The sequence below is a fragment of the Bradyrhizobium betae genome (assembly GCF_008932115.1).
Classification (GTDB): domain Bacteria; phylum Pseudomonadota; class Alphaproteobacteria; order Rhizobiales; family Xanthobacteraceae; genus Bradyrhizobium; species Bradyrhizobium betae.
This window is the reverse complement of the sequence record NZ_CP044543.1, coordinates 2,641,920-2,665,892: the sequence shown is the minus strand read 5'-3', so window position 1 is coordinate 2,665,892 and position 23,973 is coordinate 2,641,920. Positions and strand designations below refer to the sequence as shown.

Annotated in this window: 24 protein-coding genes; 16 read left to right on the top strand and 8 right to left on the bottom strand. The window is 64.1% G+C overall.

Annotated features, from left to right (window positions below):
• Positions 1-161: 161 nt before the first annotated feature.
• Positions 162-512, bottom strand: a complete 351-nt coding sequence (locus F8237_RS12800) for a RidA family protein (RefSeq protein WP_015689125.1) — start codon at positions 510-512, stop codon at positions 162-164.
• A gap of 135 nt (positions 513-647) precedes the next feature.
• Entirely contained in the window at positions 648-2,306 is a 1,659-nt protein-coding gene (locus F8237_RS12795; RefSeq protein WP_151645149.1) for an FAD-binding dehydrogenase, read from the bottom strand.
• Between the two features lie 264 nt (positions 2,307-2,570).
• Between F8237_RS12795 and F8237_RS12790 the strand changes: the two genes are divergently transcribed.
• From F8237_RS12790 to F8237_RS12770, 5 genes are all read left to right on the top strand, one after another.
• Positions 2,571-3,095: a Clp protease/crotonase-like domain-containing protein gene (locus tag F8237_RS12790; protein ID WP_162006018.1), complete on the top strand. Its 525-nt coding sequence runs from the start codon at positions 2,571-2,573 to the stop codon at positions 3,093-3,095.
• Between the two features lie 106 nt (positions 3,096-3,201).
• Positions 3,202-3,396, top strand: a complete 195-nt coding sequence (locus tag F8237_RS12785; protein ID WP_015689122.1) for a hypothetical protein — start codon at positions 3,202-3,204, stop codon at positions 3,394-3,396.
• 24 nt (positions 3,397-3,420) lie between these two features.
• The gene (locus F8237_RS12780) at positions 3,421-4,011 is read left to right on the top strand and encodes an SCO family protein (protein WP_151645145.1); all 591 of its coding nucleotides are present in this window, start codon (positions 3,421-3,423) and stop codon (positions 4,009-4,011) included.
• A gap of 92 nt (positions 4,012-4,103) precedes the next feature.
• The gene (locus F8237_RS12775) at positions 4,104-5,057 is read left to right on the top strand and encodes a transporter substrate-binding domain-containing protein (RefSeq protein ID WP_151645143.1); all 954 of its coding nucleotides are present in this window, start codon (positions 4,104-4,106) and stop codon (positions 5,055-5,057) included.
• 171 nt (positions 5,058-5,228) lie between these two features.
• On the top strand, positions 5,229-6,872 hold the full coding sequence (locus F8237_RS12770) for a lysine--tRNA ligase (RefSeq protein WP_151645141.1): 1,644 nt from the start codon (positions 5,229-5,231) through the stop codon (positions 6,870-6,872).
• 189 nt (positions 6,873-7,061) lie between these two features.
• Here F8237_RS12770 and F8237_RS12765 read toward each other — a convergent pair whose 3' ends face one another.
• Both F8237_RS12765 and F8237_RS12760 read right to left on the bottom strand, forming a co-directional pair.
• Positions 7,062-7,814 carry a carbonic anhydrase gene (locus F8237_RS12765; RefSeq protein ID WP_151645139.1) on the bottom strand — a complete coding sequence of 251 codons (753 nt, stop codon included), beginning with the start codon at positions 7,812-7,814 and terminating at the stop codon, positions 7,062-7,064.
• Positions 7,815-7,942: 128 nt separating this feature from the next.
• A complete protein-coding gene (locus F8237_RS12760) occupies positions 7,943-8,596 on the bottom strand; it encodes a S24 family peptidase (RefSeq protein ID WP_151645137.1) in 654 nt (217 codons plus the stop codon).
• Positions 8,597-8,776: 180 nt separating this feature from the next.
• Here F8237_RS12760 and F8237_RS12755 point away from each other — a divergent pair, with 180 nt between their 5' ends.
• Together F8237_RS12755 and F8237_RS12750 are read left to right on the top strand one after the other, a co-directional pair.
• Positions 8,777-9,121, top strand: coding sequence for a DUF952 domain-containing protein (locus F8237_RS12755; RefSeq protein ID WP_151645135.1), 345 nt, complete (start codon positions 8,777-8,779; stop codon positions 9,119-9,121).
• On the top strand, positions 9,118-10,215 hold the full coding sequence (locus F8237_RS12750; RefSeq protein ID WP_151645133.1) for a quinone-dependent dihydroorotate dehydrogenase: 1,098 nt from the start codon (positions 9,118-9,120) through the stop codon (positions 10,213-10,215). The genes F8237_RS12755 and F8237_RS12750 overlap by 4 nt, the downstream gene beginning before the upstream one ends.
• Positions 10,216-10,311: 96 nt before the next feature.
• On the opposite strand, the gene F8237_RS12745 is transcribed toward F8237_RS12750, so the two are convergent.
• The 4 genes from F8237_RS12745 to F8237_RS12730 all read right to left on the bottom strand — a co-directional run bounded on the left by F8237_RS12745 (position 10,312) and on the right by F8237_RS12730 (position 14,827).
• Entirely contained in the window at positions 10,312-11,694 is a 1,383-nt protein-coding gene (locus tag F8237_RS12745; protein WP_151645131.1) for an MATE family efflux transporter, read from the bottom strand.
• A gap of 32 nt (positions 11,695-11,726) precedes the next feature.
• On the bottom strand, positions 11,727-12,032 hold the full coding sequence (locus F8237_RS12740) for a DUF6460 domain-containing protein (RefSeq protein ID WP_151645130.1): 306 nt from the start codon (positions 12,030-12,032) through the stop codon (positions 11,727-11,729).
• Positions 12,033-12,107: 75 nt separating this feature from the next.
• Positions 12,108-13,793 (bottom strand): cisplatin damage response ATP-dependent DNA ligase, encoded by a 1,686-nt coding sequence (locus F8237_RS12735; protein ID WP_151645128.1) that lies wholly within the window; start codon positions 13,791-13,793, stop codon positions 12,108-12,110.
• Positions 13,790-14,827, bottom strand: coding sequence for a ligase-associated DNA damage response exonuclease (locus F8237_RS12730; protein ID WP_151645126.1), 1,038 nt, complete (start codon positions 14,825-14,827; stop codon positions 13,790-13,792). The genes F8237_RS12735 and F8237_RS12730 overlap by 4 nt, the downstream gene beginning before the upstream one ends.
• A gap of 64 nt (positions 14,828-14,891) precedes the next feature.
• Here F8237_RS12730 and F8237_RS12725 point away from each other — a divergent pair, with 64 nt between their 5' ends.
• From F8237_RS12725 to F8237_RS12685, 9 genes are all read left to right on the top strand, one after another.
• The gene (locus F8237_RS12725; RefSeq protein ID WP_151645124.1) at positions 14,892-15,818 is read left to right on the top strand and encodes a class I SAM-dependent DNA methyltransferase; all 927 of its coding nucleotides are present in this window, start codon (positions 14,892-14,894) and stop codon (positions 15,816-15,818) included.
• 117 nt (positions 15,819-15,935) lie between these two features.
• Entirely contained in the window at positions 15,936-17,165 is a 1,230-nt protein-coding gene (locus tag F8237_RS12720; RefSeq protein ID WP_151645122.1) for an ABC transporter substrate-binding protein, read from the top strand.
• A 186-nt stretch (positions 17,166-17,351) separates the two neighbouring features.
• Positions 17,352-19,937, top strand: a complete 2,586-nt coding sequence (locus F8237_RS12715) for a ligase-associated DNA damage response DEXH box helicase (protein ID WP_151645120.1) — start codon at positions 17,352-17,354, stop codon at positions 19,935-19,937.
• Positions 19,938-19,989: 52 nt separating this feature from the next.
• A complete protein-coding gene (gene pdeM, locus F8237_RS12710) occupies positions 19,990-20,661 on the top strand; it encodes a ligase-associated DNA damage response endonuclease PdeM (protein WP_167527474.1) in 672 nt (223 codons plus the stop codon).
• 398 nt (positions 20,662-21,059) lie between these two features.
• Entirely contained in the window at positions 21,060-21,242 is a 183-nt protein-coding gene (locus F8237_RS12705) for a helix-turn-helix domain-containing protein (protein ID WP_151645116.1), read from the top strand.
• 125 nt (positions 21,243-21,367) lie between these two features.
• Positions 21,368-21,652: a hypothetical protein gene (locus tag F8237_RS12700; protein ID WP_151645114.1), complete on the top strand. Its 285-nt coding sequence runs from the start codon at positions 21,368-21,370 to the stop codon at positions 21,650-21,652.
• On the top strand, positions 21,649-22,554 hold the full coding sequence (locus F8237_RS12695) for a TIR domain-containing protein (protein ID WP_151645112.1): 906 nt from the start codon (positions 21,649-21,651) through the stop codon (positions 22,552-22,554). The genes F8237_RS12700 and F8237_RS12695 overlap by 4 nt, the downstream gene beginning before the upstream one ends.
• A gap of 92 nt (positions 22,555-22,646) precedes the next feature.
• Complete coding sequence (locus tag F8237_RS12690) at positions 22,647-23,228, top strand: COG3904 family protein (protein WP_151645110.1); 582 nt, start codon at positions 22,647-22,649, stop codon at positions 23,226-23,228.
• Positions 23,225-23,968, top strand: a complete 744-nt coding sequence (locus tag F8237_RS12685) for a hypothetical protein (protein ID WP_151645109.1) — start codon at positions 23,225-23,227, stop codon at positions 23,966-23,968. The genes F8237_RS12690 and F8237_RS12685 overlap by 4 nt, the downstream gene beginning before the upstream one ends.
• The last annotated feature ends 5 nt before the right edge of the window (positions 23,969-23,973 follow it).

Below are 23,973 nucleotides of genomic sequence, written 5' to 3'. Positions count from 1 at the left end.
GATTAGGCGTTCGGTACTACCACCTTCCACGACTCGAGAGATCACGCGGTATAGGTCCCGGCGTTCGCCGGGACGACGACGGAGTTTCAAGCGCTTCCAAAAAAAATGGAGTGCGATGATGGTCTCATCGCGCTCCATTCGCATGCAAACTTGCGCAAAAATTACTTCGCCGCCGTGACCATGATCTCGACGGTGTACTGTGCCGCGGCCAGCTTGGCTTCGACGGTGGCACGGGCCGGGGTGTTGCCGGGCGAGACCCAGGCGTCCCACACCGCGTTCATCTCGCCGAAGGTCTTCATGTCGGTGATGTAGATGGTGGCCGAGAGCAGCTTCGACTTGTCGGTGCCGGCCTTGGCGAGATGGCTGTCGATGGTCGCCAGGATGTCCTGGGTCTGCTTCGTCACGCTTTCGCCGGCCGCCTTGTTGGCGACGACGCCGGCGAGGTAGACGGTGTTGCCGTGCACGACGGCCTGGCTCATGCGCGGGCCGGTTTCGAAACGCTGAATGCTCATTTGGGATCTCCTGCTGGAATGGCGGCCCTGTCTAGCCCAGTGCCCCGCGCTCTGCCACCCCGGGTACGCATGCGTGCCCGGGCACGCATGCGTCGCCTACGGCAATCGGCTGGAGGGGCCACATTGCCGCACGGCTCATCCCACTGCCTTTGCCGCTGCGCGGCCCGCATTGCGGCCCGAGAACAGGCAGCCGCCGAGGAAGGTGCCTTCCAGCGAGCGATAGCCGTGCACGCCGCCGCCGCCAAAGCCCGCGGCTTCGCCGACCGCATAGAGGCCGGGAATGACGCTGCCCTCGCTGCCGAACACGCGCGAGTCGAGATCGGTCTCGAATCCGCCCAGCGTCTTGCGGGTGAGGATGTTGAGCTTGACCGCGATCAGCGGTCCCTGCGCGGGATCGAGGATGCGGTGCGGCGCGGCGGTGCGGATCAGCTTGTCGCCGATATAGCGCCGCGCATTGTGGATGTTCATCACCTGCGCATCCTTGACGTAGGGGTTGGCGATCTCGCGGTCGCGCGCCTCGATCTGCATCCTGATGTGATCGAACTTGAGGAGGTCGCTGCCGGCGACCTTGTTCATCTCCGCAACGAGATCCTCCAGCCTGTCGCGCACGATGAAGTCGACGCCATGGCTCTTGAAGGCCTCCACCGGCGCCGGCGCGCCCTTGTTGGTGGCGCGGCGCAAGGTCATGCGCCAGCTCTTGCCGGTCAGGTCCGGATTCTGCTCCGAGCCCGACAGCGCAAATTCCTTCTTGATGATGCTCTGGGTCAGGATGAACCAGGAATATTCGTAGCCGGTGGACATGATGTACTGGAGCTGGCCGAGCGTGTCGGAGCCCGGGAACAGCGGCGCCGGCAATCGCGTGCCTGTGGCGTCGAACCACATCGAGGAGGGACCTGGCAGGATGCGAATGCCATGGCGCGGCCAGATCGGATTCCAGTTCTGGATTCCCTCGACATAATGCCACATGCGATCGCGGTTGATCAGCCGCGCGCCTGATTTTTCGGTGATGCCGATCATGCGGCCGTCGACATGCTCGGGCACGCCGGAGATCATGAACTTCGGCGGCTCGCCGAGCCGCTTCGGCCAGTTCGCCCGCACCAGCTCGTGATTGCCGCCGATGCCGCCGGACGCCACGATCACCGCCTGCGCCTTCAGTGCAAATTCGCCGACGACATTGCGCGACGAGCTCTTGCCGCGCTCGATCGTGTCAGGCGCCAGGATGGCGCCGCTGACGCCATCCACCGTGCCATTGGTGATGGAGAGCGCATCGACGCGATGGCGGAACTTGAAGGTGAGGCGCCCGCTCTTCACGGCCTCGCGCGCACGGCGCTCGAACGGCTCGACGATGCCGGGCCCGGTTCCCCAGGTGACGTGGAAGCGCGGCACCGAATTGCCGTGGCCCATTGCGTCATAGCCGCCGCGCTCGGCCCAGCCGACCACTGGGAAGATGCGATGGCCCATCGCGCGCAGCCAGTCGCGCTTCTCGCCGGCGGCGAACGCCACATAGGCCTCGGCCCATTGGCGCGGCCAGAAATCCTCGTCGCGGTCGAAGCCGGCGGTGCCGAGCCAGTCCTGCATCGCGAGGTCGTATGAGTCCTTGATGCCGAGCCGGCGCTGCTCCGGCGAATTGACCAGGAACAAGCCGCCGAACGACCAGAAGGCCTGGCCGCCCAGCGATTGCTCGCCTTCCTGGTCGACCACGACCACGCGCTTGCCCGCATCCGCGATTTCGGTCGCGGCCACCAGTCCCGACAGGCCTGCACCGACGACGATGACGTCAGTCTCTTCAGCCATGCGTTTCCCCCTTCATGGTTCCCCCTGTAGTTGCCCGGGATTGAAGCCAGCGGTTGCAATTGAGATCAAGAGTGCGGCGCGTAACACACCGTTAACTTGTTCCAGTTTGGGACCGGAACGGACGGAGTGCAGCGCGGACGCAACACTGGATTTGAATTTGTTTTGAGCGAGCCGGCGTGCCTAGACAAAACCGCGGTTACGACCGACGCTAGCTGTGCATCACCACCTGACACGCAGATTCGAATTCGACTGGGGCGGGGGACAATGAAGGTTCTGACGGGGTTGCTCGCGGCGGTTCTCCTGATCGTGGGCATGGGAGCTTCTCACGCGGTGGTTCGGATCGCGGATGACCGCGGCGGCCGGATCGGAACCTATGTCGACAAGTACCAGGACCTGCGCCAGTCCGGTGACACCGTCATCATCGACGGCCTCTGCGCATCGGCCTGCACCATCGTCCTCGGCGCTATCCCGCACGACCGCATCTGTGTGACCTCGCACGCGACGCTGGGCTTCCACGCCGCCTGGGACTTCGGCACCAACGGCCGCGCCGTCACCAACACCGAAGCGACCCAGATGCTCTATGCGATGTATCCGTCGCAGGTGAAACGCTGGATCAACCAGCGCGGCGGCCTCACCCCGCACATGCTGTTCCTGAAGGGCAAGCAGCTTCAGGCCATGTACAAGCCCTGCTACCTGGACGCGCAGGCCTCGGCCAACAAGCCCGCCTCGCCCCGGCCTTCCCCGAAAGTGGAAGAGCTGGAGTCCGCCCGGGGCCAGTTGCTTCGCTGAGACTGTCAGCACGACGTGATCCCTGGTCCGCCCGTGGCGCTTGCCTGCGGGCGGGCTGAAGCCTATTTGAAGGGCAGGAACCACGGCCTTCGCCCCGATAATTGTCATGGCTCAACCACTGCACCCCACCCATCCGGTACAGGACAATTCGCCTACTGCCGGCCGGCTGCCGCTCGTGCTGCTGTCGGCTGGTGCTGGCGTCGGTGGGCTGGTCGTGCTCGGCGCGCTGGCGCTGTGGTTCCACTATGGCAGCCAGGTGTTCTTCGAAATGATCAGGACCGGCTTTGCCGCCTGCTTCTGACCCGCGACAGGAAGTTTTCCGCTCATGAGTTCAGCCGCCCGTCCGCTGGTGATCGCGACAGCCTTCGCCGCAAGCCTCATCGTCGGGCTGCTGCTCGTGTTCTGGGCCATGGGCGGGGTCAGCAAAGTGGCGCAGCCGGCCGCGATCGGGGGACCGTTCCAGCTCACCGACCAGCACGGCAAGGCCGTCACCGACAAGAACCTGAAGGGCAAGCCGACCCTGATCTTCTTCGGCTACACCCATTGCCCCGACGTCTGCCCGACCTCGCTGTTCGAGATCTCGGAGGTGCTGCGCGCGATGGGCAAGGACGCCGACAAGGTCAATGCCGTCTTCATCTCGGTCGACCCCGAGCGCGACACGCCCGCGACCATGAAGGACTATCTGTCGAGCTTCGACCCGCATCTCGAAGGCCTCAGCGGCGATCCCGACGCGATCGCCAACGTCGTCAAGTCCTATCGGGTCTATGCCAAGAAGGTCCCGACCAAGGACGGCGACTACACCATGGACCATACCGCGCTGATCTATCTGATGGACCGCGACGGCCGGTTCGTCTCGCCGTTCAACCTGAAGCGGACCCCGGAAGAGGCCGCCACCGAGCTGAAGCGGTACCTCTAGGCTCCGCTCTTAACCGCAATCGGCCCTCGCGTTCCCGGGCGGATGGTCTATAACGCCCTCCGATCCCAACGATATCAGTTCATTTCCCGCCGATGGCCCCGTCGCGACAGGCAAAATCGTCCAAGACCGTGCGCCGCGTCCTGCTCGGCCTGGCCGCCGGCGCTTGCCTGCTTTCGGGCCTGCCGGCCGCCCAGGCCCAGGCCCAGGCCCCGGCCAAGCAGCCTCCGGCTGCCCCCCAAGGGACGTCTCAAGCCACAACTCAGATCGCCCCCCAAGCCGCGCCGCAGGCGGTGCCCGGCTTCTGGGACCCGCGGCGGCGGCCGGAGCGGCCGGACCTGTCGCGCCTGACCGTGATCCGCTTCCTGACCGAGACCGACTATCCGCCGTTCAACTACACCGGCGCCGACGGCAATCCGGCAGGGTTCAACGTCGATCTGGCCCGCGCGTTGTGCGAGGAGATCAAGGTCACCTGCACGGTGCAGATGCGCCGGTTCGAGACGCTGGTCGATGCGCTCAGCTCCAACCGGGGCGATGCCATCATCGCCTCGATGGCGGTGAGCCCGCAGCTGCGCGCCCGCGTCGATTTCACCGATCCCTATTACCGCGTGCCGGCGCGCTTCGCCTCGCGCAAGGACGCCGTGATGCCGGAGATCCGGCCCGAATATCTCGAAGGCAAGAAGGTCGGGGCGATCGCCGGCTCCGCACATGAGGCCTATCTGAAGGCGATGTTCACCGACGCCGAGCTGCACGGCTATCCGAACGACGACGCGCTCCGGAGCGCCTTGCGCAAGGGCGAGGTCGACTTCATCTTCGGCGATGCCATCTCGCTGGCGTTCTGGATCAACGGCACCGATTCCGGCGATTGCTGCGCCTTCTCCGGCGGCCCGTTCGTCGAGAGCCGTTTCTTCGGCGAAGGCATCGGCATCGCCGTCCGCAAGGGCAACGACGTGCTGCGCCAGGCCCTGAACTGGGCCCTGTTCCGCGTCTGGGAAAAAGGCCGCTACACCGATCTGTGGCTGCGGTATTTTTCGGTGAGCCCGTTCTGACCATCGATCGTCATTCCGGGGGCGCGCGAAGCGCGAACTATGGTGCGCACTTGCGCACCTGAGAATCTCGAGATTCCGGGTTCGATGCTCGCACGTCGCCCCGGAATGACGATCAGAACCATTTTTGCATTCTGCCCGGAAATCGCTATTTTCCGCGGCCCGGAGGCCCTGATGTCCGTTATCGATCTTGCCGCGAATCCGAGCGACCTGCGCGTGCTCGCCGAACAATCCAACGCCTGGCCGTTCGAGCAGGCGAAGGCCATTGTCGCGCGGCTGAAGAAAAGCCCGAAGGACGAGGTGCTGTTCGAGACCGGCTACGGGCCATCAGGCCTGCCGCATATCGGCACGTTCGGCGAGGTCGCGCGCACCTCGATGGTGCGCCACGCCTTCCGCGTGCTGACCGAAGACAAGATCAAGACGCGCCTGCTCGCCTTCTCCGACGACATGGACGGGTTTCGGAAAGTGCCCGACAACGTTCCCAACAAGGAGATGCTGGCCGCGCATCTCGGCAAGCCGCTGACGCGCGTGCCGGATCCGTTCTCCAACGAGTACCCGTCGTTCGGCGCGCACAACAACGCGCGCCTGCGCGCCTTCCTCGATCATTTCGGCTTCGACTACGAGTTCGCGAGCTCGACCGACTATTATACGTCCGGCCGCTTCGACGCGACGCTGCTGAAGATGCTGGCTGCCTACGACAAGGTGATGGCGATCATCCTGCCGACGCTCGGCCCGGATCGCCGCGCGACCTATTCGCCGTTCCTGCCGATCAGCAAGACCACGGGTGTCGTGCTGCAGGTGCCGATGATCCGCCGCGACGTCGCGGCCGGCACCGTGACCTATGTCGATCCTGACACCAACCAGGAAGTTGAAACGCCCGTCACAGGCGGCAACGTCAAATGCCAGTGGAAGGCCGACTGGGCCATGCGCTGGGTCGCGCTTGGCGTCGACTACGAAATGGCCGGCAAGGATCTGATCGACTCGGTGAAGCTGTCGGGTGCGATCGCAAAGGCGCTCGGCGGCACGCCGCCCGAAGGCTTCAACTACGAGCTCTTCCTCGACGAGAAGGGCCAGAAGATCTCGAAGTCGAAGGGTAACGGCCTCACCATCGACGAATGGCTGCGCTACGCCTCGCCGGAATCGCTGTCGCTGTTCATGTATCGCGAGCCGAAGGCGGCCAAGCGGCTGTATTTCGACGTCATCCCGCGCAACGTCGACGACTACCAGCAGTTCATCGACGGCTTCGCCAAGCAGGACGGCAAGCAGCAGCTCGGCAATCCGGTCTGGCACGTCCACAGCGGCCATCCGCCGAAGGGCGATATGCCCGTCACCTTCCAGCTCCTGCTCACGCTGGTGTCGTCGTCGAATGCGGAGAATGCCGAGACGCTGTGGGGCTTCATCGGTCGCTACCGCCCCGGCGTGAGCCCGCAGACACATCCCAAGCTCGATGCGATGGTCGGTTACGCCATCAACTATTACCGCGACTTCGTCGCGCCGACGAAGCAGTTCCGCGAACCGACCGAGGTCGAGCGCGCCGCGTTGCAGGATCTGCGCGATGCGCTGTCGCAGCTGCCGCAAGACGCAACGCCAGAGGATATCCAGAACGTGGTCTACGAGATCGGCCGCCGTGAGCCGTTCCTCGACCAGGTCAAGAAGGGCAAGGATGGCCGCCCCGGCGTGACGCTCGACTGGTTCAACATGCTCTACCAGGTGCTGCTCGGCCAGGAGAAGGGGCCGCGCTTCGGCTCCTTCGTGGCGGTGTACGGCGTCCAGAACGCGGTGAACATGATCGACGGCGCGCTGGCGCGGAGCGCGTGAGGGATAACCTCGGCGTCATCGCCCGGCTTGACCGGGCGATCCAGTACGCCGAGATAGCTGATCAGGCCGAGACGCTGCGGAGTACTGGAGTCCCCGGCGGAGCCTGTCATCGGGCTCGCCAAAGGCGAGACCCGGTGGCGGGGAATGACATCGAGTAATACGGCGAAGTCGCGGAGTGGGCGCCCCCGCTCAGATCGAGCGCAGCACGTAACGCCGGTTGTCCTTCTGCACCGGGCGCGCGTTCATCGGATAGAGTTTTGCGAACGCCGCGACGTCGGCCGCCGACACCTGGACCGGGTTGGTCAGCAGCAGCCATTCGACCACTTCGGAGCAGGGCGGCGTGGTCAGCGAGCCGGGGTAGCGGAAGTAGCTGAGCCTCGTCGGCAGCATGCCGTGGAGATCGATGCTCGTCTCGGCCTTCACCGGGGGCCCTTCGGCCGCCGGCATGGTCTTGACGATCTTGCCGAAGGCGGCGTTCGGCCTGCCCTCGGCCATCAGCACGCCGACCACGGCGAGACCGCCGGCATCGTTGCGATGGACGAAATGCGCCTCCATCGGAAAATTCTTGCCGCCAATCTGGTGCTCGCTCGGCCGATGGAAGTGCACCTGCAGCAGCTTGTACTTGACGTCGCCGAGCGTGAGCGTGCTGCCTTCGGCGAAGTTGAGCTGGATGGTATGCCCGTTGTTGACGATGGTGTCGGCGCTCTTGCCCCAGCTCAGCTTCAGCGCGGGCAATTGCGATTTGACCGCCGCTTCGATGTCGATCGGCGATTGCTGCAGGCCGACCGCGCAGGCCTTGTTGGCTGCATCGAGATCGCCCCATTTGGCCGGGGCGCCGGCGCCCTCATAGCTCCAATGCGCGCCTTCGGCGGCAAAGGCCGGCTTGCAAACTGGACAAAGAGCGAGACCCGCGAGGGCTTTCAATGCGTGACGGCGATTCATCATATTCCCCCTGAGATGAATTTGATCGGCAATGCGCGCGCAACCTAGGCGAGGGGGGTGGTGAGTCGCAAGGTCGCCGGGGCGAGATGCCGCGCGGCCGGTGGTGTCATGCTCCGGCTACGCTGCAATCACTGGCTTGCCCACACGATGCGCGCGATCCAGCCGACGTCGCTCGCCGCGATCGTGCGCTCGGACTGCGCCGCTTCGAGCGGCTGCAATTCCAGCGCCTTGGCCGTGCGTCGCTTCAGCGTCGCGATCGTGACCTCGCCCGCTTTGGTCCTCACCACCACGCGATCCCCTTTGCGGACCGGCGCGCGGGGCGAGACCAGGATGATGTCGCCGCCGCGATACACCGGCGCGAGCGCGTCGCCGGAGATCTCCAGCGCAAAGGTGTGGCTGTCCTCGTCGGTGGGAAGCGCAGTCTCGGTCCAGCCCTTGCCGGAGGGACGGCCTTGCTCGTCGAAGGCGCCGCTCGCGCTGGCCTGCGCGAGGTCGAGCCGCGGCACCGCACGGCGGTCGCCTGAATCGTCGCCGACCAGCCTGGCAAAGGTATCGAGCGAGTCGCCGGTCGCCGCCAGCGCCTTGGCGATTGATTCGGTGGATGGCCAGCGCTCGCGGCCGTCGGCGGTGACGCGCTTGGACCTGTTGAAGGTGGTGGGGTCGAGCCCGGCGCGCCTGGCAAGACCGGACGGCGACAGGCCGGCGCGCTCCGCCAGCCGATCCAGCGCGACCCAGATCTGGTCGTGAGAGAGTATCCTCTGCGCTTTGGCCTGCCTGACCATGAAAGGTCCAGCCCGTCGCAACTCAGGAAAACTGTCCTCAAATCAACCGGTTTTCCGCTTTCCGTGCAAGGGGCGGCTCTAACTCTTGAGTTCAGGGGGAGCCGCCTTTACGGTCGCGCCCGGGTTTAAAGACCCGCAAGAGACGAAAAAACCCGGGAAATTCAAAGGGCTCCGCAAGCGGTGGTCAAGATCTACAAAATCTGTCCGGCCTCGGCCTGGCGCGAGGCGGAACGGCAGGGTGTTTACCGGGGCAGCGAGGACGATTCGCGCGACGGTTTCATCCACTTCTCGACCGCTGCTCAGGTTCCCGAGACCCTGCGCAAGCATTACTTCGGCCAGCGGGCGCTGTTTCTGGTCGAGGTCGACGGCGATGCGCTCGGCGGCGCATTGCGTTGGGAGCGCTCGCGCAATGAGGAGCTGTTTCCGCATCTCTATGGCGAGCTCGATTTAGGTGCGGTGCTCTCGGTGATGAACCTCAACATGCGCTCCGATGGCGGCCACGACATCCCGGAGCTTCTGCCGTGATCCGCGCCTTCGACGCTTTTTCGCTCCCGGTGCTGCGCTGGCTCGATCCGGAGGATGCGCATCGCCTGGCGATCCAGGGCCTGCGCTTTCTGCCGCCGGGCAAGCCGCGCGCCGACGATCCCAAGCTCGCGGTGCGCGCCTTCGGGCTCAACTTCCCCAATCCAATCGGCATGGCCGCAGGTTTCGACAAGAACGCGGAGGTGCCGGACGCGCTGCTGCGGCTCGGCTTCGGCTTCGTCGAGATCGGCTCGGTGACGCCGAAGCCGCAGGCCGGCAATCCGCGGCCGCGGCTGTTTCGCCTCGAGCGCGACGAGGCGGTAATCAACCGTATGGGCTTCAACAATGACGGCGCCGAAGCGGTGCTGCGCCGGCTCGCCGCGCGCGCGCAGCACGGCGGCATCGTCGGCGTCAATGTCGGTGCCAACAAGGATTCAGCAGATCGTGTCGCCGACTACGTCAAGCTGATCGAGACCTTTGCGCCGGTGGCGAGCTACTTCACCGTCAACGTCTCCTCGCCGAACACGCCGGGCCTGCGCAATCTGCAGGAAGGCGCGTTGCTCGACGATCTCCTCGGGCGCGTCATCGACGCCCGCGAGCGGGTGCGCCAGAAGGCTGGCGACACGCCGGTGCTGCTCAAGATCGCGCCGGACTTAAGCCTCGCCCAGCTCGACGACGTCGTGCAGGTCGCGCGCTCGCGCCGGGTCGATGGCATGATCGTGTCCAACACCACGATCGCGCGGCCGAGCACGCTGCGCGAGGAGACGCGCGCCAAGGAACAGGGCGGCCTGTCCGGCCGGCCGCTGTTCCGCCTGTCGACGCGCATGGTCGCGGAGACCTATGTGCGCGTCGAAGGCGCATTCCCCCTGATCGGCGTCGGCGGCGTCGATTCCGGGGGCGCCGCGTTGACGAAAATCCGTGCGGGCGCGAGCCTGATCCAGCTCTATTCGTCGCTGGTCTACAAGGGCCTCGGTCTCGTCGACGAGATCAAGCGCGACCTGACATCGACGATGTTGCGCACGGGCCGGGATTCGCTCTCCGAGATCGTCGGTGCCGATGCAGCGACGTTGACGGCGGAAGACTGGCCGGGGATGTGAGGCGCTTTTCTTCGCCTCTCCCCGCGTGCGGGGAGAGGCCGGAATGCGCGCGCAGCGCGGATTCCGGGTGAGGGGTACTCTCCACGAGTCCAACTCTCACCGTCCCTGTGGAGACTCCCCCTCATCCCGACCTTCTCCCCGCAAGCGGGGAGAAGGGGAAGAACGAAACGTTGCCCTGAACTGCGCCGGATAGCGGGCCGCCTGCAAGCCGCCGCGCGCGACGTAGGACGCGATCAACGCCCACCACAGCCCGGTATTGCCGAACGATTGCAGCGCCCACCAGGTGGCCAGGAAGATTGCGAGCGCGGCCAGCATCAGATTGCGCATCTCGCGCGCCCAGGTCGCGCCGATATAGATGCCATCGAAGCCGAACGCGAAAACGCCGGGCAGGGGCGCGAATACGACGAACGGCAGGAACTCGCGCGCAGCTCGCCGGACGGCTTCGCTCGCCGTCATGAAATCGATCAAGGCCGGTCCGAACAGGGCGAACAGGACCGACACGACCAGCGCGAAGCCGAGCCCCCACAGCAGCACCAGCCGGGTCGAGTCCGCAAAGCCCCTGGCATCGCGCGCGCCAAAAGTTCGGCCGCAAAGCTGCTGGGCTGCGTTGGCAAGGCCGTCGAGGAAGAAGGCGCTGACCAGCAGGAAATTGTTGAGCACGGAGTTTGCGGCCAGCGTAACGTCGCCGGCGCGGGCTCCCTTGGCGGTGAAGAACAGGAACACGGCGATCAGTGCCGCGGTGCGGATCAAGATGTCGGAGTTCACCGACAGCAGCCGCATCAACTTGTCCCGGTCGAATAGCGTCGCGCGAGGAACGGCAAGGCCGCCATCCGCAAAGCGCCGGCACACGATCACGCCGAGCACGAATCCGATCGTCTCCGACAGCAGCGCGGCGACCGCCGCGCCCGCGATGCCGGTGTCGTAGACCAGCACCAGCAGAACCGTCGCTACCATGTTGACGAGGTTGATGGCGACCTGGAGCAACAGCGCCGGATTGGCGCGGGCCTGGCCGACCAGCCAGCCCAGGATGACGTAGTTGGCGAGGGCGAGCGGCGCCGACCAGATCCGGATCATGAAATAGGACTTGGCGGCGCGCGTGACGCCTTCGCTGCCGCCCATCAGGTCGAACAGCGCGGCGGCGAGCGGCAATTGCAACGCGATCAACGTGGCGCCGATCAGGCCGGCGACGATGAAGCCGCGCATCAGGATCGCGGTCAGCTCGCGGGTCTCGCCGGAACCCAGCGCCTGCGCGGTGAAGGCCAGCGTGCTCATGCGCAGGAAGCCGAACAACCAGAACAGGCAATCGAAGATCACCGACGCCATCGCCACGCCGCCCAGTAGCGCGGCATCGTCGAGGCGTCCGATCGCGGTGGTCGAGACCACGCCGATGAGCGGCGTGGTCAGGTTCGCGACCATCGCGGGACCGGCAATGGCGAAGACCTGGCGTGAGCCGACCCTGGGATGAACGGGCGCGTGCATCAGTGCGTTGACCGACCCATCGCCCGATCGGCTTACCGGCTGCGCGGTGCGCCGAACACGCGCATCAGCAGCCAGACCGGGATCACGATGACGGCGCCGAGCAGGAAGTAGCGCCACAGCCAGTTCACCGTGTCGAAGCCGAGATCCCACAGGCGCTGGAACAGCAGGCGGATGCTGTAAAGGATGTTCCAGGGATCGAAGCCGATCGCCGCGAGCACGACGCCGACCAGGATCGAGAGCAGGACCAGGCGAAACGCGACCGCCAGCGGCGAGCCGCCGAGAAAGCGGTTCAGCCCATCGCTGCGGCCGGCCGGCAAATCTCTGACGTCTTGGACCATCTCAAAAAACTCCTCGCGGGGATCTGGCCCCATTATAGGTCACGGCGGGGCACATGGGGAACCGGTATTCCCTCGTCAATGGCTGTCGGCGGATGCCGCAACCTTAATTGTTGGCAGGGATTCGTCCGTCTTCAGCATTTTTTCCAGCGTTTCCAGCCGGTCCGCCTCGCGCGGCGGCTTGTCCCAGCGCAGGCGGCTGATGCGGGGAAAGCGCATGGCGACGCCGGATTTGTGCCGCGGCGACCGCTGCAGGCCCTCGAAGGCGACCTCCAGCACCAGCCCCTTGTCGCCCTCATGCACGACATGGCGGACGGGGCCGAACTTTTCGGTGGTGTTGCGGCGGACGAAGCGGTCGATCTGCAACAGCTCCTCGTCGGTGAAGCCGAAATAGGCCTTGCCAACCGGCACCAGTTCGTCGCCGCCATCGCCCTCCGTCCAGACGCCGAATGTGTAGTCGGAGTAGTAGGACGAGCGCTTGCCGTGGCCGCGCTGCGCATACATCAGCACGGCATCGATGATGTGTGGATCGCGCTTCCACTTCCACCACTGCCCCTTCGGTCGCCCGGGCAGGTACGGCGCATCACGCCGTTTCAGCATCACGCCTTCGACGGCCTCAGCATCCTCACCGGCGCCCGCGCTCGCGGGATCGGCGCGTGCGGCGGTGAGCGCGTCCCAACTCGCGAAGGGCACGGTGGGCGACAGATCGATGCGGGGATCCCCGAGCTTCCCGATGAATGTCTCCAGCCGTTCGCGCCGCTCCGCGAAAGACAGCTCGCGCAGATCGTTCTCGTCGTCGCCGAGCAGATCGTAGGCGCGCAGGTGAATCGGAAACTCCTTGATCAGCTTCGGCGAGACGAGCTTGCGGTTGAGCCGCTGCTGCAGGACGTTGAAACTCTGCACGCGGCCTTCGCGCAGGATCAGCAGTTCACCATCGATCGCACCGGGCAGGCGCAGCGACGGCACGAGGTCCGGAAAGCTGCCCGTGATGTCCTCGCCGGTGCGCGAATAGAGCCGCGCCGTGATCTGCCCGCGCTCGTCGCGGCCAGCCACCGCCTGCACGCGGATGCCGTCCCATTTCCATTCGGCGATGTAGTCGGCGGGATCGAGGTTCTGGAAGTCAGCATCCTCGATCGCATGCGCCAGCATCACGGGGCGGAATGGTGCGGGATCGCGATTGACGGGCTTTTCGCCGCGGCCCTCCAGCCAGGCGAACAGGTCGAGATAGGGAGCGCTGAGCCCCGGCCAGATCAGCTCGACCTCGTGTGGATCCTTGTCGCCGAGCGCCGCGGCCGCAGTCTTCGCCAGCCGCGCGGAGATGCCGATGCGCAAGCTCCCCGTGACGAGTTTCAGCAAAGCCCAGCGGCCGGTTTCATCGAGTTCGTCGAGCCAGCGTTCGATCTGCTTCGGCAGCTCGGTCTTGCCGAGGGTGCGCAGCGTGGTGACGACCTCAGTGAGAGTGGGGGGCGGCGGGTTGTTGTGGACGCCCACCGCCTTCGGCCACATCAGCGCCACCGTCTCCGAGAGATCGCCGACATAATCGTAACTCAGTCCGAACAGCACCGGGTCGGTGCGCGATGCGATCAGGTCGCGGATCAGCGCCGGCTTGGCGTGCTTGAAGCTGAGCGCGCCTGTGAGCGCTGCCAGCGCGTAGCCGCGGTCGGGATCGCCGACCTCGCGGAAATAGCCGGTGATCAGCCGCAGCTTGTTGTTGCGGCCGGGCTCGTAGGCGAGGCGGTCGAGCAGTTCGGCGAAGCGGTTCATGCGTCGGCCTCGTCGGCAAGCGGCGTCTCGCTTTCCTCTTCGTCGCCATAGCCGACGAGATCGAGCGGCTGTGCCCGCAAGCCTTGCGACCGACACCAATGCACCAGCGCATCCTCCTGGCCGTGGGTGACCCAGATCTCGCCGGCGCCGGTCGCGGCGATGGTGGCGGTGAGGCCGTCCCAGTCGGCATGATCGGAGATCACCAGCGGCAGCTCGATGCCGCGCTGCCGCGCGCGGGCGCGCACCCGCATCCATCCGGAGGCAAAGGCGGTGACGGGATCGGGAAAGCGCCGCGTCCAGACATCCGATGTCGCCGAAGGCGGCGCCAGCGTGATGGTGCCGGCAAGCGCCGCCTTCTTCACTCCGGCCACTGGCCTGAGCTCGCCGAGATCGATTCCCCGGCTCTGGTAGTAGTGCGTGATCTTCTCCATCGCGCCATGCAGATAGATCGGCGCGTCATAACCGGCCTGCCGCAGCAGCTTGATCACGCGCTGTGCCTTGCCGAGCGAATATGCGCCGACCAGATGCGCGCGTTCGGGAAACAGCGCGACGGAGGCGAGCAGCTTCTCGACCTCGTCGGCGGCATCGCCGTGCCGGAACACCGGCAGCCCAAAAGTCGCCTCGGTGATGAAGACGTCGCAGGGCACCAGCTCGAACGGCGTGCAGGTCGGATCTGGTGCGTCCTTGTAGTCGCCGGAGGCGACGATGCAGGTGTCCTTGCAGGTCACCGCGATCTGCGCCGAGCCCAGCACATGACCGGCTGGATGAAATTTCACCCTGGTATCGCCGAGCCGGATCTCCTCGCCATAGCGGATGACTTGCGTCGATCCGGCAAAATTCTCGCCATAGCGCAACCGCATCATGTCCAGCGTTTCCTGCGTCGCCAGCACCGCGCCATGGCCGGCGCGGGCATGGTCGGAATGGCCGTGGGTGATCACGGCCCGCTCCACCGGTCGGACGGGGTCGATATGGAAACCGCCGGGCTTGCAGCACAGGCCGGCAGCAGCTGGCAACAGGATGTCTTGCGGACGCATGCCTGATATATAGGTTGCGACCCCGCATCTTCGAGTCATCACCCGCTTCGCTTCCTGGTTCCCAATGCCCCTGCGCCTGTTCCACTCCTCCGGCGATCTCATGGCCGACCGTCGTTTCGAGTTCGCGCGCGACCTCCAGCTCAAGGGCGATCTGCCCGCCGCCGCCGACCTCATCGAGCAGGCCATCGAGCTCGCGCCGAATTTTACCTCGGCCTGGTTCACGCTCGGCGAAATCCGCGCGCAGCTTGGCGAGCGTGACAAGGCGATCGCGGCGTTTCGAAAATCGCGCGAGTCCGATCCCGACGACAAGCATGGCGCCCATTTGCATCTGATACGGCTCGGCGACGAGCAATTGTCCGAGATGCCAAAGGCCTATGTGCAGGCCCTGTTCGATCAATATGCGCCGCGCTTCGAGCATGTCCTGGTCAACGATCTCGACTATCGCGCGCCGTCCCTGATCTTCAAGGCGGTGGTGGCCGCCCGCGTCGCTGCGAAGAAGCCCGCCTTGTTCAAGCGCGCCATCGATCTCGGTTGCGGCACGGGGCTCGCGGCCGCCGCCTTCGCCAAGCAGGTCGATCATTTCGTCGGCATCGATCTGTCGCCCGGCATGATCAAGCAGGCACGCGCCACCGGTCTCTATGCCGAGCTCGAAGTCGCCGACATGATCGAAGGCCTGCGCGGCAAGGACGATGGATGCGCGAACCTCGTCGTCGCCGCGGATGCCTTCGTCTATCTCTCCGATCTGGCGCCGGTGCTGAGCGAAGCAGCGCGTGTGCTCGCGTCCGGCGGCGTGCTCGCCTTCACGCTGGAGACGCATGATGGCAGCGGCATCGTTCTTGGCGAGGGCCTGCGCTATGCCCATTCGGCGGAATATGCACGCGCTGCGATTGCGATGGTCGGCCTCAAACTGTTGACACTGGAGCCTGCCTCGCCGCGCACCGAGAACAACGAGCCGGTCAGCGGTCTCGTTGTCGTCGCTGAAAAAACTTGAGTCTAGGCGCTAAAGACTCTGCAATCTCAGCGTCATTGCGTCGCAAAGCGACGACTTCCCACTTGCGAGCGGAGCTGCGATGCCAGCACAATGCGCGCACTAGGGAGAAACAAATAAATGATCAAGAATCCATCGCGGCGCGATTTCAGCGCCGGCGCAATCGCAACTATCGCTGCATCCACCTTGCCCGCGCCTTACGTCTGGGCCGCCGAGAAGAAATACGATGCGGGTGCCAGCGACACCGAGATCAAGATCGGGCAGACCGTGCCGCATTCCGGTCCCGGCTCGCTCTACGGCGTGCTCGGCCGCATCGGTGAGGCCTATTTCCAGATGCTGAACGAGAAGGGCGGCATCAACGGACGCAAGGTCAAATTCCTCACCATGGACGACGCCTACAGCGCGCCAAAATGCGTCGAGGCGACACGGCGTCTGGTCGAGCAGGAAGAGGTGCTCGCGCTGTACGGCTCGCTCGGCACCGCGCCGCAGACCTCCGTGCACAAATACCTGAACTCCAAGGGCGTGCCGCAGCTGCTGCTCAACACCGGCGCATCGAAATGGAACAACCCGAAAGAGTTCAAATGGACGATGGCGGGCCTGCCGCTCTATCCGACCGAGGCGCGTATCCTGGCGCGCCACGTCGTCGCCGTGAAGCCAAACGCCAAGATCGGCATCCTCTACCAGAACGACGATTTCGGCCGCGACTTCCTCGGTCCCTTCAAGAAGGTTTTGGAAGACGCCGGCGGCACCGCGAAGGTGATCATGGAGCAGACCTATGATCTCACCGAGCCGACGGTCGATTCCCAGCTGATCAACCTCTCGAAGTCGGGCGCCGACGTCTTCTACAACATCACCACCGGCAAGGCGACGTCGCAGTCGATCCGCAAGGTCGTCGAGCTCGGCTGGAAGCCGCTGCAGCTCCTGTCGGCCGGCTCCACCGGGCGCTCGATCCTCAACGCCGCCGGCCTCGAGAATGCCACCGGCATCGTCGCCATCCGCTACAACAAGGAAGTCGGCCTGCCCAAATGGGAGAAGGACCCCGACGTGATGGCGTTCGAGGAACTGCGCAAGAAGTACACGCCGGCGATCGATCAGGACAACACGATCGCGTTCGCCGGCTACGGCCAGGCCGTGACCATGGGCGAGATCCTGCGCCGCTGCGGCGACGATCTCACCCGCGCCAACGTGCTGAAGCAGGCGTCGAACCTCAACGGCTTCCACTCGCCCTACTTCCTCGACGGCGTGAATTACAGCTACACGCCCGACGACTACACGCCGATGAAGACCCTCTTCATCTCCACCTTCACCGGCAAGGACTGGGACATTTCCGACAAGCCGATGTCGGAGTGATGTTCTCCCTCTCCCCGCTTGCGGGGAGAGGGTTGGGGTGAGGGGGAGCCTCCGCGGGGACGGCGACAATTGGACTCGCGGAGGCTCCCCCTCACCCGTTGCCTCGCGCCGGCCTCTCCCCGCAAGCGGGGCGAGGCGAAGTAAGCCCCCTCGACGAACCCAGCCCCACGGCTTACCTGTGGTGCCGTGCCGCCCCGTATCCTCAAAATCCCGGCCGAGCCGGCCGCGCTGCTGCCCGACCGCTTCAACGCGTGGTTCGCGGCCCGCGGCTGGTCGCCGCGCACGCATCAATTGGCGCTGCTGGAGAAGGCGCGCGAAGACGCTAGCGCGCTGCTGATCGCGCCGACCGGCGCCGGCAAGACGCTGGCGGGATTTTTGCCGACGCTGGTGGAGCTGAGTTCGGTGCCGGCGGTGCCGGCGGTTCCGGCCAGATCCGTCGTCTCAACCGGCAGCGGCGTTCAACGCAGCGGCGGTCTGCACACTCTCTATATTTCGCCGCTGAAAGCCCTCGCCGTCGACATCGCGCGCAACCTCGAACGTCCTATCGCTGAGATGGGATTGCCGATCAAGGTCGAGACCCGTACCGGCGATACACCGACGTCGCGACGCCAGCGCCAACGGCGCTATCCGCCGGATGTCCTGCTGACGACGCCCGAGCAGCTCGCACTCTTGCTCTCTTCCGACGACGCGCCGTTCCTGTTCTCCTCGCTCAAGCGCATCGTGCTCGACGAGCTGCACGCGCTGGTGACCTCCAAGCGCGGCGATCTGCTGTCGCTCGGGCTGGCGCGGCTGTGGCGGCTTGCGCCGCAGATGCGCGCGATCGGTCTGTCGGCGACTGTGGCCGAGCCGGAATCGCTGGCGCGCTTCCTGGTGCCGCAACCGAAGGACAAGGCGGAATCGGCCGATATCGTCATCGCCGGCGGCGCCGCGCCGCCACTGGTCGAGATGCTCGACACCCGCGAGCGGCTGCCCTGGGCCGGCCACAGTGCGCGCCATGCGCTCCCCGAAATTTACCAGCTGATCAAGCAGAACAAGACCACGCTGGTCTTCGTCAACACCCGCAGCCAGGCCGAGATGCTGTTCCAGAATCTCTGGAGCATGAACGACGACAACCTTGCCATCGCGCTGCATCACGGTTCGCTCGACGTCGCCCAGCGACGCAAGGTCGAAGACGCGATGTCGGCCGGCAGACTGCGCGGCGTGGTCTGTACCTCCTCGCTCGACCTCGGCGTCGACTGGGGTGATGTCGATCTGGTCGTCAATATCGGTGCCCCCAAGGGCTCCTCGCGCCTGATGCAGCGGATCGGCCGTGCCAACCACCGTCTCGACGAAGCCTCTCGCGCGGTGCTGGTGCCGGCGAACCGTTTCGAGGTGCTGGAGTGCCGCGTTGCCATCGACGCCATCGCCGAGAACGCGCAGGACACGCCGCCACTGCGCACTGGCGCCTTGGACGTGCTGGCCCAGCACGTCCTCGGCTGCGCTTGCGGCGAGCCTTTTCTCGCGGACGAACTCTACAACGAGGTGCGCACCGCAGCGCCCTACGCGGATCTGACGCGCCAGGATTTCGACGATGTCGTCGATTTCGTCGCCTCCGGCGGCTACGCGCTGAAAACCTATGAGCGCTTCGCCCGCATCAAGCAGGACAAGCAGGGCCGCTGGCGCGTCGCCAATCCGAAGGTACGGCAGAGCTACCGCATGAATGTCGGCACCATCGTCGAGGACGACATGCTGAAAGTGCGGCTGGTGCGTTCGCGCGGCGGCGGTCAGGGAAAGGCAGGCGGCTCGACAGGGTTGATCGCGCGCGGCGGCAGGTTGCTCGGCGAGATCGAGGAGGCCTTCATCGAGGGCTTGAGCCCGGGCGACACCTTCGTGTTCAGCGGCGAGGTCGTGCGCTACGAAACTCTGGTCGAGGATCAGGTCTACGTCTCGCGCGCGCATGACAAGGACCCGAAGGTGCCGTCCTATATGGGCGGCAAGTTCCCGCTCTCGACCTATCTCGCCGAGCGGGTGCGCCGGCTGCTGGATGACAGCCGTGCGTGGAACGGCTTGCCGGAGCAGGTGCGCGACTGGCTGTCGCTGCAGAAGGATGTGTCGCGCGTGCCGGCGGTGCGCGAACTGCTGGTCGAAAGCTTTCCGCGCGCGGACAAGCATTACATCGTCTTCTACCCCTTCGAGGGACGCCTCGCGCACCAGACACTCGGCATGCTCTTGACGCGCCGGCTGGAGCGGGCCCGCGCCCGGCCGCTCGGCTTCGTCGCCAACGAATATGCGGTGGCGATCTGGGCGCTCGGCGACATGTCATTCATGATCCGAAACGGCAAGCTCGACCTCAACGCGCTGTTCGACCCTGACATGCTCGGCGACGACCTCGAGGCATGGCTCGCCGAGTCCGCGCTGATGAAGCGGACGTTCCGCAATTGCGCGATCATCTCCGGCCTGATTGCCCGCCGCCACACCGGCGAAGAGAAAAGCCGCCGCCAGGTGCTGTTCTCGACCGATCTCGTCTACGACGTCCTGCGCAAGCACCAGGCTGATCACGTGCTGCTCCGTGCCGCGCGCGCCGATGCGGCCACAGGCCTGCTCGATCTGCGCCGTCTGAGCGACATGCTCACCCGCATCCAGGGCCGTATCACCCACCGGGAACTCGATCGCGTCTCCCCGCTCGCCGTCCCCGTGATGCTGGAAATCGGCCGCGAGTCAGTCTATGGCGAAGCTGCAGACGAGCTGCTGGCGGAAGCCGCCGACGAGCTGGTCAAAGAGGCGATGGGATAAGAGAAGGCGGGACGTGACGGCAGGCGCGCTGGTTTCAGGGGATGTCGAGGACATGCGTGTTTCGAAAGTCACCATCAGCGATGTGACGTTCGCAGCCGACCTCTCTGGCGCATTGTTCTGGGAAGAGCAGCGCCTGCTCGTCGTCTCCGACCTGCATCTGGAAAAGGGTTCGAGCTTCGCCAAGCGCGGCGTGCTGCTGCCGCCCTACGATACGATCGCGACGCTCAGCCGTCTCGCGGCAGTCATTTCCCGCCATGATCCGCGCGTGGTCATCGCACTCGGTGACAGCTTTCACGATCGCACCGCGCATGGACGCTTGTCGGCGGGCGACCGCGACGCCGTGGCAGCGCTTCAGGCCGGCCGCGACTGGATCTGGATCTCGGGCAATCACGATCCCGAGCCACCGCGCGATCTCGGCGGCACCGTCGCCGACGAAGTCGCGATCGGTCCCATTACCTTTCGCCACGAGCCGACCGGCGCGCATGGCGAGATCGCCGGCCATCTGCACCCCAAAGCCCGTGTCTCCGCGCGCGGCCGGTCGATGGAGCGGCGCTGCTTTGCTTCCGACGGGATGCGCGCCGTGATGCCGGCTTTCGGCGCTTATGCCGGCGGCCTCAGCATCCGCGATGCGGCCTTCGCAAAAATCTTTCCGAAGAACGGCTTCGTCGCTCATCTGCTTGGCGACCGCCGGGTCCACGCCATCGCGGCGTCGCGCTGTTATTGAGACTTTGGTAACGCCTCGGAACAAATTAAGAACACTTTAGCAAGTCTTTGATATATCATTGTGATTCGGCGCATTGCCGACACAATATCTAGCGTCTGTCAGACTTTGCGAGGACTACATGTTCATTTTCGATCGCACAAGATACCTTTTTTATAGGATTTGGATCGATTTCGGATTTTTCGTTTCCACGTTTATATCCCCGGCGCGTTCCTGAGTGGTCTCGAAATATCGCTCCTAAACCGCATTGACGGCCTTTTGGCTCGGGAGTAGCCCAGTCGCATAGCCCCGTCCTAGACGGGCAGCGCGGCACCGCCCCGCCGCGACGGCATAGGCACCTCCGACACCTCCGGCAATGGTGGGTTCTCTAAGCCCCGCCGAGGTCTCCAAGGGAGACCCTTGTGCCAAAACCACTTCCCCAGAACTGTCTCAACGTTGAAGGCGTCGCCGACTTTCTCGGTGTCGCGCCTCTCACAGTCCGCCGTCTGATCCAGCGCCGTGAGCTGAAGGTGCTTCGCATCGGCCGGCGCATCGCGATCACTCCGGCCGGGCTAGATAAATTCGTCGCCGAGAACGAAGAGTGAGGCCGGTGCAATAAACCGTGTTCGGAGGTGGTGCGTGCAACTATAGTGCTGCACTACCTCGCCCGAATCGACGCAAGATCGACGGGGTTGCCGAGCCTGTACGACGCGCTTTTGGGGATGCGAACGTGGCAAAAGTCACTGGATTTGGCGAGCTAGCCAAAAAGATGGATGAACTGGCGAAGTTCACGGAGGAGCTTAACGGCGAGATAGCGCGCGTCGCGTTTGATCCGAGCGACCCTTCCAGCATCGAGGCTGCGATTCAAGAATTGAACAACGCGATCGATGCGAAAGCAGCACGCTATGAGCGGAACGATTGGGCCGCTAACGTCGCCGAGCAAGTCAAGGAATGGGGCCGCAGTAAAATTCTAGAGCGCGCGGCAGCTGCGCGTCTTGAAGGCGACAAGCAATGACGATCGCTGGTGCGCTGGCAGAGTTGAACAACGCTATCTTGGATTTGCAGCAAGCCGACTACAACACATATGAGAGGCCAGTAAGAAAGCTCGGCAAGGCTTTAGAGTCCAAGGAGCTGAGGGAGCTGAACGAGGCCTTAAAGGGCGCCGTCGATTTCGACAAGTTCGTTGAGCAGTCCCAGCGCGGCCATGGTATGCTAGGCAGTGAAAGTCTGTCTTGGCCTGACGATAAGGAGCAGGAACTGGGTCTAACCATCGTCTTAATCGAGAGGGCTGCCGAAAATCCGAGATGGCTCATGGATTTTGCTCATCACTGGTTTTACGATGGCAGCAAGCTGATCGCGGGAATTCGTAAGCTTACCAAATCGGTCATCATCCCCTTCGCCCGGGACTACAAGGCTTACGTTCAACAGAGAATTCCAACCGTGAAATCCGAAGGCTTCTCTGCGGATAAGAGCAAGGTCTTTATTGTTCATGGTCACGATGATGCTCCGCGGGAGACCCTTGCGCGATTTGTTGAGCAGCAAGGGCTCGAAGCGATAATCCTTCACGAGCAAGCAAGTCGGGGCATGACCATTCCCGAGAAACTGATCCAGCATGGAAATGTTGGGTTCGCTGTTGTCCTGCTAACGCCGGACGATCTGGGGCGCGCTAAAGCTGAAGCTAATGAGAGGCCACGCGCTCGGCAGAACGTGATCCTAGAGCTGGGCTATTTCGTCGGGCGCCTTGGACGCGATAAAGTCTGCGCACTTCTGAAAGGTGACATCGAAATGCCGACCGACTACGTCGGCACCGTCTATGTCAAATGGGATGAAGCTGGCGCTTGGAAGATGGCTCTCGCTAAGGAGCTGGACGCCGCAGGCTATGAAATCGACTTCAACAGGGTGATGAAAGGTCGTTGACGTGCCGGATAATGTGAACGCGTGGTGGAGGCCCTCCGCACCGGACGTCGCCCCTTTTTGAGCTGGACCCGGTCAAGCGCACGGAGTGAGCGATGCGAGCTGTTCTCCGATATCTAGTTGCGGCCGTTGCCGTTGGGTTCGGCACAAGCGCCGCCGCTGCGGAAATGCATCTGGATAAGGGCAATCCAGTTTCTGTTTTGAAGATCACGGGTCCGATCGAAAAAGGCGACGCGAAGAAATTTGAGCAGCTCGCTCAGCAGGTCCCGGTGCTCATGATGATCGTGCAGCTCAATAGCCCGGGTGGTGAGCTGACAAGCGGTCTTGCGATAGCAGAGCAGATCAAGGTTAGGGGCTACTCGACGGCCGTTCGACCCGGCGACATGTGCGCATCCGCGTGTGCGCTGGCCTGGTTAGCAGGCGACGGGCGCTACATGGAGCCGGCATCGCAGATTGGATTCCACGCAGCTTCCCGGAGAAGTGGGACTCAGAGTGTCGAGAGCGGCGAAGCCAACGCTTTGGTTGGCGCATTTCTGGGACAGCTCGGCCTCTCTACCGATGCAATCCGATACATAACCCATCCCTCGCCTTCTGAGGTGCAGTGGCTCACGATCAAGGATGCCATGCGGCTGGGAATCAACGTTACGATCGCAAATGAAAAGCAACTGGCGCGATGATCGGCCCTCGCCTAGCGAAGACCTGCACCTTATCACTTGTCTTAGCGACCTATTGCACCGGCATCGGCTTCGCACAGGAGAACAACGCGAGCGTAACACGAGGCGTTGGCGAGTTTAATGCTGCCTTTAAAGCACAGGGAATGCCCGGTGTGATTGCTCGACTGGCAGAGTGCTGGAAAGACGTGATGCCGAACCCGTCTCAGGATCGCGTCGCGCTTTGTTTTACAATCGATTATATCGCTAGCGATTTTTCCGAGTTCAACGCCAAGCGGCGAGGTGGCAGCGAGCCTGATGATCTCGTGAAGATCGAACGAGTTCTCGCCCGAGTAAACACAGCTCTCAAGCGGATGAAGGTCGAGCAGTCCGACCGAGGGAAGCTGATCGCAGGTTGGATAAAGCTGTCGGCGATGGTTGTTGCTGCCAACGAAAATCCAGACGCTAGAGGTACGCGCGATGCCGATCAGCCCACCTTCGACAAGGCGAGGCAGGCCGTTCTAGCGAAGATTCAAAATCCCAGTGCGGCGAAGTTTACCAACGTGCAGAAGTTGAACGTCATCGACTACAAAGGTGTCATGACAACAGTCGTTTGTGGCACCGTCGACTACAAGAGGCGGCAAGACACGAAATCCGCACCGCGTCGCTTTGTGTATTTCGTGAAAGACAGGGAAGCTTACGTCGACACAGGCAGCGGAGCCCCCGTCGATATCGGCCCGGAGATCATTAAAAATTTTTGCTCCTAACTCGC